Annotated in this window: 12 protein-coding genes and 1 tRNA gene; all 13 read left to right on the top strand. The window is 68.9% G+C overall.

Going from position 1 to position 11140, the window contains the following annotated elements; translation table 11 throughout:
* Nucleotide 1 precedes the first annotated feature (1 nt).
* Complete coding sequence (locus ACGFNP_RS32895; protein ID WP_393325315.1) at nt 2–619, top strand: SurA N-terminal domain-containing protein; 618 nt, start codon at nt 2–4, stop codon at nt 617–619.
* 2 nt (nt 620–621) lie between these two features.
* The gene (locus ACGFNP_RS32890; protein WP_393325313.1) at nt 622–1566 is read left to right on the top strand and encodes a MazG family protein; all 945 of its coding nucleotides are present in this window, start codon (nt 622–624) and stop codon (nt 1564–1566) included.
* A gap of 122 nt (nt 1567–1688) precedes the next feature.
* Entirely contained in the window at nt 1689–2966 is a 1278-nt protein-coding gene (gene eno, locus ACGFNP_RS32885) for a phosphopyruvate hydratase (protein WP_358328336.1), read from the top strand.
* 123 nt (nt 2967–3089) lie between these two features.
* Nucleotides 3090–3482, top strand: a complete 393-nt coding sequence (locus ACGFNP_RS32880) for a septum formation initiator family protein (protein ID WP_358328339.1) — start codon at nt 3090–3092, stop codon at nt 3480–3482.
* A complete protein-coding gene (locus tag ACGFNP_RS32875) occupies nt 3463–3984 on the top strand; it encodes a DUF501 domain-containing protein (RefSeq protein WP_358328342.1) in 522 nt (173 codons plus the stop codon). Before ACGFNP_RS32880 ends, ACGFNP_RS32875 begins: the two co-directional genes overlap by 20 nt.
* Complete coding sequence (locus ACGFNP_RS32870) at nt 3975–4967, top strand: Ppx/GppA phosphatase family protein (RefSeq protein ID WP_358328345.1); 993 nt, start codon at nt 3975–3977, stop codon at nt 4965–4967. The genes ACGFNP_RS32875 and ACGFNP_RS32870 overlap by 10 nt, the downstream gene beginning before the upstream one ends.
* 176 nt (nt 4968–5143) lie before the next feature.
* The gene (locus ACGFNP_RS32865; RefSeq protein ID WP_393325309.1) at nt 5144–6577 is read left to right on the top strand and encodes a hypothetical protein; all 1434 of its coding nucleotides are present in this window, start codon (nt 5144–5146) and stop codon (nt 6575–6577) included.
* Between the two features lie 68 nt (nt 6578–6645).
* Complete coding sequence (locus ACGFNP_RS32860) at nt 6646–7440, top strand: uracil-DNA glycosylase (protein ID WP_358328350.1); 795 nt, start codon at nt 6646–6648, stop codon at nt 7438–7440.
* 96 nt (nt 7441–7536) lie between these two features.
* Nucleotides 7537–8853, top strand: coding sequence for an NAD(P)/FAD-dependent oxidoreductase (locus ACGFNP_RS32855; protein ID WP_358328353.1), 1317 nt, complete (start codon nt 7537–7539; stop codon nt 8851–8853).
* A gap of 86 nt (nt 8854–8939) precedes the next feature.
* A complete protein-coding gene (locus ACGFNP_RS32850) occupies nt 8940–9452 on the top strand; it encodes a glycine cleavage system protein R (RefSeq protein ID WP_214639633.1) in 513 nt (170 codons plus the stop codon).
* Nucleotides 9449–9973, top strand: coding sequence for a peptide deformylase (locus tag ACGFNP_RS32845; protein WP_393325306.1), 525 nt, complete (start codon nt 9449–9451; stop codon nt 9971–9973). Before ACGFNP_RS32850 ends, ACGFNP_RS32845 begins: the two co-directional genes overlap by 4 nt.
* A 49-nt stretch (nt 9974–10022) precedes the next feature.
* Nucleotides 10023–10095, top strand: a tRNA-Leu gene (locus tag ACGFNP_RS32840).
* Nucleotides 10096–10266: 171 nt separating this feature from the next.
* Nucleotides 10267–11055, top strand: coding sequence for a Bax inhibitor-1/YccA family protein (locus tag ACGFNP_RS32835; protein WP_358328357.1), 789 nt, complete (start codon nt 10267–10269; stop codon nt 11053–11055).
* The last annotated feature ends 85 nt before the right edge of the window (nt 11056–11140 follow it).

Here is an 11140-nt window from a genome sequence, read left to right as displayed (position 1 = left end):
CGTGAAGTCGATTCGAGTGGCAGTGGCCGCTGCAGTGGTGGGTGTCGCGCTGACCGCCTGCTCCTCGCCCATGGAGGCCGGTGCCGTGGCCGTGGTGGGGCATGAGCGGATCTCGGCGCGCGACCTGAACAAGAACGTCCAGGCGTACGAGGCCGCGCTGCGGAAGGTCAACATCGAGCCGTCGCAGCTCGGTGTGTCGGTCAACCAGTTCGTCCTGTCCAGGATGGCCGAGCAGAGCCGGCAGCAGCAGCTGGCCGACAAGTTCGGGGTGCAGGTCAGCGACACGGAGATCGACACCGCCGCCCAGGACAAGGGTGAGCAGCAGACGCCCGAGATGAACCTGCTGTCCAAGGCCGTCGACCCGACCGACCCGCGCGGCTACCTGCGGGCGATGATCGGCGTGAACAAGGTGATCGAGAAGTTCGGCGGTTCGCAGAACCAGCAGGCCGTGGAGAAGTTCAAGGTCGAGTACAACGCGCTCGCCCCGGTCTTCAGCCCCCGCTACGGCAAGATCGGGCAGCAGGGCTTCGTCGACGCCGGCCGCTTCGGCAAGCCGTCGGAGACCACCGAGCAGACCGACCAGGCCCAGCAGCAACAGCAGCAGCAGTCGCAGGGCTAGTCGTGCCGCTGATCGTCGTCACCACCTCGCCGCGGGTCGCGCCCGGTCTGCTGAGCCACCAGGCGTGGCAGGCGTTCGGTTCGGGCCCCGTGCTGACCGGGTCCGAGGATCATCCGCAGCTGCCCTACCTGGCCGAGGCCGGGGTCGAGGTGGCCGTCGTCACGCCCGACCCCGCCGCGCTGGCGCGGCGGGCGGTGACGGAGACGGTGGTCTGGCTGGCCGCCGCCGACTCCGAGGACTTCATGCGCTCGGTCGGCCACGCCGCCGTCGCGATGGCCGAGCCGCCGCTGATCGAGGTGGTGCCGGGCTCGTACGATCTGCCGGGCGCGCGGGTGCTCGACCTGGTCGCGGTGATGGACCGGCTGCGCACCGAGTGCCCGTGGGACCGCAAGCAGACGCACGAGACCTTGGTGCCGTACCTGCTCGAAGAGGCATACGAGGTGCTGGAGACGATCGAGCAGGGCGACTACCCGGCGCTCCGCGAGGAGCTGGGCGACCTGTTGCTCCAGGTGGCCTTCCACGCGCGGGTGGCCGACGGGTTCGACATGGACGACGTGGCCGAGGGGATCGTCGAGAAGCTGGTGCGGCGCCATCCGCACGTGTTCGGCTCGGTGCGGGCGGAGACCGCCGACGAGGTGAACGACAACTGGGAGGCGATCAAGGCGGCCGAGCGCGCGTCGAAGGGCGACGCCCCGTCGGTGCTCGACGGGGTGCCGATGGGGCAACCCGCGCTGTCGCTGGCGGCCCAGTTGGTGCGCCGGGCCGAGCGCGCAGGCGCCCCCGATGGGCTGGCTGCCGCGATCGGGCAGGGGGTGGGGCGCGAGCTGTTCGACCTCGTCCGCCGCGCCCAGGACGCGGGCCTCGACGCCGAAGCCGAGCTCCGCGCCGCCGCCCGCTACTACCGTGACCGCGTGCTCCGCTGGGAGTCCGGGCGCGAGTCGCCGTAACCCCGCCGCCACGCGGGTTCTCCGGGGATTTGGCGGAGTGTCATGCTTCCGGCTGCTGCCTGGTCCCGGCCGACCGATAGGCTCTGAAGGCATATTTGCCTTTCGATTTAGGAGCGCTACCCGTGGCTACCATCGAGGTCGTATACGCTCGCGAGATCCTCGACTCCAGGGGCAACCCGACCGTCGAGGTCGAGGTGATCCTCGACGACGGCGGCAGGGGACGCGCGGCGGTGCCCAGCGGCGCGTCGACCGGCCAGTTCGAGGCCGTGGAGCTGCGTGACGGAGACGAGCGTTACGGCGGCAAGGGCGTGGAGAAGGCCGTGCTCGCCGTCACCGACGAGATCTTCGAAGAGATCAACGGCATCGAGGCCGAGGACCAGCGCATCATCGACCAGATCATGATCGACCTCGACGCGACGCCCAACAAGTCCAAGCTGGGCGCCAACGCCATCCTGGGCGTCTCGCTGGCCGTGGCCAAGGCCGCCGCCGACAGCGCCGAGCTGCCGCTGTTCCGTTACCTGGGCGGCCCCAACGCCCACGTGCTGCCCGTGCCGATGATGAACATCCTCAACGGCGGCGCCCACGCCGACACCAACGTCGACATCCAGGAGTTCATGATCGCGCCGATCGGGGCGCCCACGTTCCGCGAGGCCGTGCGCATGGGCACCGAGGTCTACCACGCGCTCAAGGGCGTGCTGAAGGAGAAGGGCTACGCCACGGGGCTGGGCGACGAGGGCGGCTTCGCGCCCAACCTGCCGTCCAACCGCGACGCGCTCGACCTGATCCTGGTCGCGATCGAGCGGGCCGGCTACACGCCGGGCGAGGACGTCGCGCTGGCGCTCGACGTGGCCGCGTCCGAGTTCCACAAGGACGGCGTCTACACGATCGACGGCAAGGGCGTGTCGGCCCAGGAGCTCATCGCCTTCTACGCGGACCTGGTCGACAACTACCCGCTCGTGTCGATCGAGGACCCGCTCGACGAGGAGGACTGGGCCGGCTGGAAGGCCATCACCGAGGCCATCGGCGACAAGGTCCAGCTCGTCGGCGACGACCTGTTCGTGACCAACCCGGAGCGGCTCGGGCGCGGCATCGCCGAAGGCACCGCCAACGCGCTGCTGGTCAAGGTCAACCAGATCGGCACCCTGTCCGAGACCCTCGACGCGGTAGACCTGGCCCACCGCAGCGGCTACCGGTGCATGATGAGCCACCGTTCCGGCGAGACCGAGGACACGACGATCGCCGACCTGGCCGTGGCGGTCAACTGCGGCCAGATCAAGACCGGCGCCCCCGCCCGCTCGGACCGGGTGGCCAAGTACAACCAGCTCCTGCGCATCGAGGAAATTCTCGACGACGCCGCTCGCTACGCGGGTCGCGCGGCTTTTCCGCGCTTCCGGCGCTAGTTTCGGGTACGGCTCGCGGCATGGCGGGTGTGCCGCGAGCCGCTCAGAATCGGCGAACACGACTGTCCGCCCAGGCCTGGGCCGGTCGCCACGCCGGGCCGGGCACTGAGGGGGTATGGAGCGTTGGCGAAGAGGCCACAACTGACCGGACGGGCCGCCATCCTCGCGATCGTGGTGTGCGCGATCGCCATGAGCCTGGCCTATCCTGTGCGCGAGTACATCGCGCAGCGCCGCGGCATCGCGGAGTTGCAGGCGGAGAAGGCGCGGGTCGAGGCCGACCGCCAGGCGCTGGCCGCTCAGGCGGAGCAGATCCGCGATCCCAACTGGATCAAGCGGACGGCCAAGGAACGGCTGCACTACTGCGGGCCGGGCGAGAAGTGCTACGTGGTCATGGACGCCGAGCCGGACAAGACCGAGAAGACGGTCAAGCAGCCCGCGACGCGGCCGCCGTGGTACCAGACGCTGTGGGAATCGGTCGAGGCCGTCGACACGGGCCATGGCCGCAAGGCCGGATAAGACGGGGAGAGCGTTGGACAGCAGTGACGTCGAAGCGGTGCAGCGGCAACTGGGGCGCCCGCCGAGAGGGCCGCGCGAGGTGGCGCACCGCTGCCCGTGCGGCAACCCCGACGTGGTGGAGACCGCGCCGAGGCTGCCCGACGGCTCACCGTTCCCCACCCTCTACTACCTGACCTGCCCCAAGGCGGCCTCCGCGATCGGCACCCTGGAGGGCTCGGGGCTGATGCGGGAGATGCAGGCCAGGCTGGCCACCGATCCCGAGCTGGCCGCCGCCTACCAGGCCGCTCACGACGACTACGTGGCCAGGCGCGACAAGGCGGCGGAGGATCAGGGCCTGGAGCCGCTGCCGCGCGACATGCAGAGCACCGGCGGCATGCCGCTGAGGGTGAAATGCCTGCACGCGCTCGTCGCGCACGAGCTGGCGGTGCCCGGATCCAACCCGTTCGGCCGGGAGGCGCTGGATGCCCTCCCCGATTGGTGGAGTGACGGACCATGCGTGTAGCCGCCGTTGACTGCGGCACCAACTCCGTACGCCTGCTGATCGCCGACATCGCCGACACCGGCCATGAGGTTTCCGACGGCACGCGGGCCCACGGCGGGCCGGTCGACGTCGAGCGGCGGATGGAGATCGTCCGGCTGGGCGAGGGGGTCGACAAGACGGGGCGACTGGCTCCCGAGGCGCTGGAGCGGACGTTCGCCGCGATGCGGATCTACCGCAAGCTCATCGACCAGCACGGCGCCACGGCGACCCGGGTGGTGGCGACCAGCGCGACGCGTGACGCCGCCAACAGGCAGGAGTTCGTCGACGGGGTGCGCGAGATCTTCGGGGTCGAGCCCGAGGTGGTGACGGGCGCGGAGGAGGCCGAGCTGTCGTTCGTCGGCGCGACCAGAGGGCTGGTCCGCTTGTCGCGCGAGACCGGGATGCCGCAGGGGCCGCTCCCGCCCTACCTGGTCGTCGACATCGGCGGCGGCTCGACCGAGTTCGTGGTCGGCTCCGAGCACGTCATCGGCGCGCTGTCGGTCGACATCGGCTGCGTACGGCTGACGGAGCGTCACCTGCGCACAGCGGGGGCCGCCCCGGAAGAACCGCCGTCGGTGCGCGCGCTGGAGGCCATGGTGGCCGACATCGAGGCCGCGCTCGATCGGGTGGCCGAGGCGGTGCCGGTTCGGGAGGCGCACACACTGGTCGGTCTGGCCGGCTCCGTCACGACGGTGGCGGGCATCGCGCTCGACCTTCCCGCGTACGTTCCGGAGCGGATCCATCACTCCCGGATCACCGCCCAGCAGGTTCACGACGTCACCCGGCGACTGCTCGCGATGACCCATAGTGAGCGGGCCCGGATTCCGGTGATGCATCCCGGAAGAGTTGACGTGATTTGTGCCGGAGCGCTGATTCTGGACCGCCTCGTACGGCGTTTCGCGTTTCCGCAGGTAGTCGTGAGTGAACACGACATCCTTGATGGAATCGCCTACTCCATAGCCTGATATTTCGACGAAACCCGGACATACGGGGTTTTCAGTTGTGTTGAGCGTGCAATCAGTTTTGTGCTTAGGTATGGGCAGCATTGCGGGGGCTTTGCCATATCGCCGGACACGGATGGTGTCGGCGTGGCAACCGTTCCCGAGCGCGTCTTTTCCCTAACGGAATGGAGCACTCTCAGATGAAGTCCTCTCCTTTAGCGCGGAAGGCGGCGGCGTTCGGCGCCTCCACCGCCGTGCTGGGCGCCATGATCGCGGGGCTGGCAGCCGCTCCCGCGCAGGCGTCCACCCAGGCCACCGCGGGTAAGGCCAGCACCGCGGCCACCTCCTCCAAGGCCCGGCCCAAGGTCTCGGTGTCCACGCCCAAGGCGTCGACCCGCGACTACGACGGTGCCTGCCCGGTCAAGGTCGGCATCACGGCCAAGGTCAACGTCAAGCTCGACGGCAAGACCGACCTCGCCTACCGCTGGCTCCACGGTGACGGCTCCAAGGGCAAGGTCAAGGTCCTGAAGCTCAAGGGCCACGGCACCAAGTCGGTCAAGATCGGCCAGACGCTGTCCTTCGACGAGGACGTCAAGGGCTGGGAGGCCGTGCAGGTCCTCAGCCCCCGCAAGGTGACGTCCAAGAAGGGCTACTTCTCGGTCAGTTGCCAGAAGGAAGTCGTCATCGACGACAACGGTGACGACAAGAAGGTCTCGGTCAGCGCCTGGGCCGACCCGAGCTCGTACACCGGCCCCTGTACCCCCGGCGACAAGATCAACTTTGTTGGCCGGATCAAGGTCAGCGACCCGTCGTGGGTCAGGTACCGCTGGGTGCTGGACGGCCGCGTCGTCGACTCCGGCAACGCCAGGGTGCGCCACTCGCGGACCGTCTCCTTCGGGTACTCGCCGCGGGTCAGCGAGCGCGGCTACGCCCTGCTGCAGGTCGTCGGTAACGACGGTCGCTCGTCCGACCGGGCCTACTACAAGGTCACGTGTGAAGACCCGGCTCCCTCGGTGAAGGTCACGGCCACCAACCTGGTGACCGCCACCAACAACGACGGCTGCAAGGTCGGCGCGCACGCCACCATCAACTCGACCGGCCGTGCGCGGGTCGAGTACGTGTGGTCGGTCAACGGCAGGCCCGTCGACAAGGACGCGGTCTACTTCGGCCGCGAGGGCTCGCGTACCGTCGACCTGTCGGACCGCGTTCTGTCCGGTGACGCGACCAAGGGTGGAAAGGTCACCCTGACCGTCTCCGGTCCGAGCAACAACGACTCGATCACGCAGTCCTACGCCGCGTGCGTGGCGCCGAAGCCGAAGATCACGGTTTCGAGCATCACGGTCGGCCAGCGCAACGACTTCTGTGCCGACAAGCGCGGCCCGGGCGTCGACTTCAAGGCCACGATCTCCAGCTCCGCTCCGACCACCGTCAAGTACTACTGGGTGATCGACGGCAAGCGGGAGAACCCGGACCTTGAGCGTCAGGTCAGCGGCAGTGTCGACGTGACCTGGGGCATCGCCGGCGCGCAGAGCGCCAACGAGACCAAGGGCTCTGTCTCGCTCGTGGTCGTCAGCCCCGACGCCGCGTCTTCGGCCACCGCCTTCTCGGTGACCTGCCCGAAGCCCAGCGTCTGATCGGTTGAACCGAACCGGGTGGTGCCCTCCGGCGCCACCCGGTTTTTCGTTGTCGCTACCGTTGCGACGTGAGCTTCGTACCTCCCGGCACCGGCTGGCCCGGCGACCCGGCGACCGCTGACACCCCGGTCGCCCACGACCCCGCCGACGTGCGCCGTCTGGCCGCCGCCGGCGGCACTCTGGCGGAGCTCACCGCCGCGCAGTCCGTGTGCCGGGCCTGCCCGCGCCTGGTGGAATGGCGCGAGGACGTGGCCGAGGTGAAGCGGCGCGCGTTCATGGACGAGACGTACTGGGGGCGGCCGGTCGCCGGGTGGGGCGACGACGAGCCGCGTGTCCTGCTCGTCGGCCTCGCTCCGGCCGCGCATGGGGGCAACAGGACCGGGCGGATCTTCACGGGTGACCGCAGCGGCGACTGGCTGTTCGCTTCGCTGTACCGCGTCGGCCTCGCCGTACAGGAGACGAGCACGCACGCCGGTGACGGGCAGAGGCTGATCGGCGCCCGGATGCTGGCCTCGGTGCGGTGCGCGCCGCCCGCGAACAAGCCCACGCCCGAGGAGCGGGCCACCTGCCTGCCGTGGATGTCCCGTGAGCTCGCGCTGACCGCGCCGAGCGTGCGGGTGGTCGTGGCGCTGGGCGGGTTCGCCTGGCAGGCCATGTGGCCCGCGCTCAAGGAGGCCGGTTACTCGCTGCCGCGCAGTAGGCCGCCGTTCGGGCACGGCGTCGAGGTCCAGGTCTCCTACGGCCAGGCGCCGGTGACCCTGCTGGGCTGCTATCACCCCAGCCAGCAGAACACCTTCACCGGCAGGGTGACCGCCCGGATGCTCGACGACGTCTTCGCCAGAGCCAGGGAGCTGGGGGTGTGACGTGTCGCACGACCTGGGGATTGGCTTTTGGGGATGTCTTTGACGTAACCTTGTGAATAGTTTCACAAGCTCCCCCGCAAGGGATGGGACCAGAGGATGAACAAGCACATTCTGATCGTCGGCGGCGGTTACGTCGGCCTCTACACGGCATTGCGACTGCAGCACAAGCTCCGCACGGAGCTGCGCGACGGCGAAGTGCGCATCACGATCATCGACCCCCACTCCTACATGACCTACCAGCCGTTCCTGCCTGAGGCGGCGGCCGGCAACCTCTCCCCGCGGCACGTGGTCGCCCCGCTGCGCCGGGTGCTGCCCAAGGTGAGCGTGCTCAACGGCACGGTCACCGCGATCGACCACGGAGAGCGGTCCGTCACCTTCCAGCCGGCCAAGGGCGAGCCCCGCCAGATCGCCTACGACGTGATCGTGATGGCCGCCGGCTCGATCTCGCGTACGCTGCCGATCCCGGGGCTGACCGACATCGGCATCGGGTTCAAGACCGTGGGCGAGGCCATCGCGCTGCGCAACCGGGTCCTGCACCTGCTCGATGTCGCCGAGTCGACCGAGGACGTGGAGGCGCGCCGCCGGGCGCTCACGTTCGTCGTCGTCGGCGCGGGCTTCGCGGGCGTCGAGGCGCTGGCCGAGCTCGAGGACATGGCCAAGCACTCGACCCGCTACTACCGCAACATCAAGCCGGCCGACATCCGCTGGGTGCTGGTGGAGGCCACGAACCGGGTGCTGCCCGAGGTCGGCCCAGAGATGGGCAAGTGGACGCTGGAGCAGCTGCGCGAGCGCGGCATCGAGGTGAAGCTCGACACGCGCCTGGAGTCGTGCGAGGGCGGCCACGTGGTGCTCTCCGACGGCACCGAGTTCGACGCCGAGACCCTCGTGTGGACCGCGGGCGTCAAGCCCAGCCCGGTGGTCAACGACGGCGGTCTGCCGCTCGACGAGCGCGGCCGGATCAAGACCACGACCAGGCTGACCGTCGCGGGCGTCACGGACGCCTTCGCCGCCGGTGACGCGGCGGGCGTGCCCGACGTGACGAACCCCGGCCAGTATTGCGCGCCCAACGCCCAGCACGCCGTACGTCAGGCCAAGGTGCTGGCCGACAACCTGGTCCGCCATCTGCGGGGGCAGGAACTGGTCGACTACCGCCACAAGTATGTCGGATCGGTCGCCGGTCTCGGTCTGCATCAGGGGGTCGCGAACGTCTATGGCGTCAAGCTTCGCGGATTCCCTGCGTGGTTCATGCACCGCACTTACCATCTGTCGCGGGTGCCGACGCTGAACCGCAAGGTCCGTGTCGTCGTCGACTGGACGCTGGCCTTGTTCTTCAAGCGGGAGACCATCTCACTGGGCGAGATGGAGCACCCGCGCGACGGGTTCAGGGCCGCCGTGGCGACGACCCGCCGCTAGCCGCCAGCTCGTGTACAGCAGCGCCCCGGTGCGGCCGCGTCGGGGCGTTCCGGCATCCTCGGCCTCGATAGAGAGGGGACCCACGAGTGGGGCTCTCAGCGGTGACGGTGCTCGGCGTGGACCGGCCCGGCGTGATCGCCGCGGTCACCGGCTCGCTCGCCGACTGCGGGGCGAACATCCAGGACTCGACCATGACGCTGCTCGGCGGCCATGTCGCGATGATGCTGCTGGTCTCGGGCGATCTGAGCGCCGAGGAGCTCTGCAAGCACCTCTGCGCGCCGGAGCTGGTGGTGACCGCCTCGGCCGTCGAGGCCCGCCGTTATTTCGGCAGGCGGCCGACCGGTCTCGGCTACGTCCTGACCGTTCACGGCCCCGACCGGCCGGGCATCATCTCGGCCATCAGCGCCGTGCTCGCCTCGGTGGGCGGCAACATCACCGGCATGAGCACTCGGCTCACCGGCCGGCTCTACGTCCTGATCGCCGACGTCGAGTTGCCCGAGGAGGTCGATGTAGCCGGGCTGATGCGCCGGCTGGCCACGGTCGGCTCGGGTCTCGAGTCCGAGATCACCTTCCGCCCCGTTGAACCGGACCTGCTGTGACCTGGCCGGACGGGATCGTCCGCGGCGTCCTCGACGCTCCGCACCCGCTCCTGTCCGCCCGGGCCCAGCAGGTGGACCCAACAGACCCCCGCGTGGTGGCCGCGGCGGCCGACCTCCTCGCCACCCTGCGCAGCGAGCCGAGGACGGCGGGCCTGGCTGCCCCCCAGATCGGGCTGAGCTGGCGGCTGATCGCCTTCGACGCCGCGGGGCACCCAAGGGGTCGGTCCTGGGCCGGCGAGCTCGTGGTGGTCAATCCACGCCTCGCTGAGGCGTCCCGCTGGAGCGCGGGGCGCGAGGGGTGCGTCTCGATCGCGGATCTTACCGGTGACGTACGGCGAGCGACCCGTATCACAGTGTTCGGCAGCTTGCCTGGGACGGGAGATCCCGTCACCATCGAGGCGGATGCATTCGAAGCTAGGTGCATTCAGCATCAACTGGACCATCTCGACGGCGTTCTGTTCCTGGACAGAGTGCCAGGAGCCCTATCACTTCACCGCAGACTTCACAGTTGTGACGCCTGATACGAAGTTGTGCTCCTCGGGAGCATGGTCCGTTTCGTATGATTGCGGCGCCCCCGTAGCCCAAAGGCAGAGGCAAACCCCTTAAAAGGGTTGTAGTGCGGGTTCGAATCCCGCCGGGGGCACCCGCGTCTACCATAGGAAATGCCCCATTAAACAACCCACAGTAACCGCGGGAACTCAGGAACGCACTCGTTCGTTGTCCACCACGCTGAAGTCTCGAAACCACATAGATCTGAGCGCCGGTTGACCTAGGCGACGCCGGGTCCAATAAGCTCGGCGCACAGGAGGCAGCGATGGAGAGCAAGAACCCCGTTTTCAACAGGTCAAGGCAGTCGGCCGGGTGGCAGGGCACGACGCCGACGCCCGGCGACCTGCAGAACATGTACGACTCGCCGTCGTACGCCCCTTCGGCCCCGCCCGCCTACCGGACGATGACGATCGACGACGTCGTGGTCCGCGGATTCATGACCCTGGGCACGCTCGTCGTGGCCGCGGCCGCGGCCTGGTATCTGAACGTCTCCCTGGGTGTGGCCATCGGCGCGGCCATCGTCGCGCTCGTCCTGGGGTTGATCGCCTCGTTCAGGATGAGCACCAACCCGGTGTTGATCCTCAGCTACGCCGCGTTCGAAGGAATCTTCCTCGGCGCGATCAGCAGCGCCTACGAGAATCTCTACAACGGGATCGTGCTCCAGGCGGTGCTCGGCACCGCGTTCGCTTTCGGCGGAGTCCTGACCGTCTACGCGTTGCGCATCGTCAGGGTGACGCCGAAGTTCATCCGGTTCGTGGTCGCCGCCGGCATCGCGGCCATCGGGCTGATGCTCGTCAACCTGATCGCCGGCTTCTTCGTCGCGGGCGGCATCGGCCTGCGTACCGACTCCCCGCTCGGCTGGATCTTCAGTGTCGCGATGATCCTGCTCGGCTGCTTCTTCCTGCTGCTCGACTTCAACTCGGTCGAGGAAGGCGTCCGGCAGGGCGCGCCGGAGAAGTTCGCCTGGCAGTGCGCCTTCGGGCTCACGCTGACCCTCGTGTGGATCTACCTCGAGGTCCTGCGGTTCATCAGCATTTTCACTCGCAGCGACTGACCGTTCGCCTCCTGGACCCCGTCGAACCGGCGGGGTCCTTCGCTTTGCGCGACCGAAAATCTACCCGCCGTCACAAAATGGTCGG

It is taken from the genome of Nonomuraea sp. NPDC049269 (assembly GCF_043197155.1).
Lineage (GTDB): Bacteria > Actinomycetota > Actinomycetes > Streptosporangiales > Streptosporangiaceae > Nonomuraea.
Note: the sequence above shows the minus strand (reverse complement) of the source record. Positions and strands in the feature narration are given on the sequence as shown.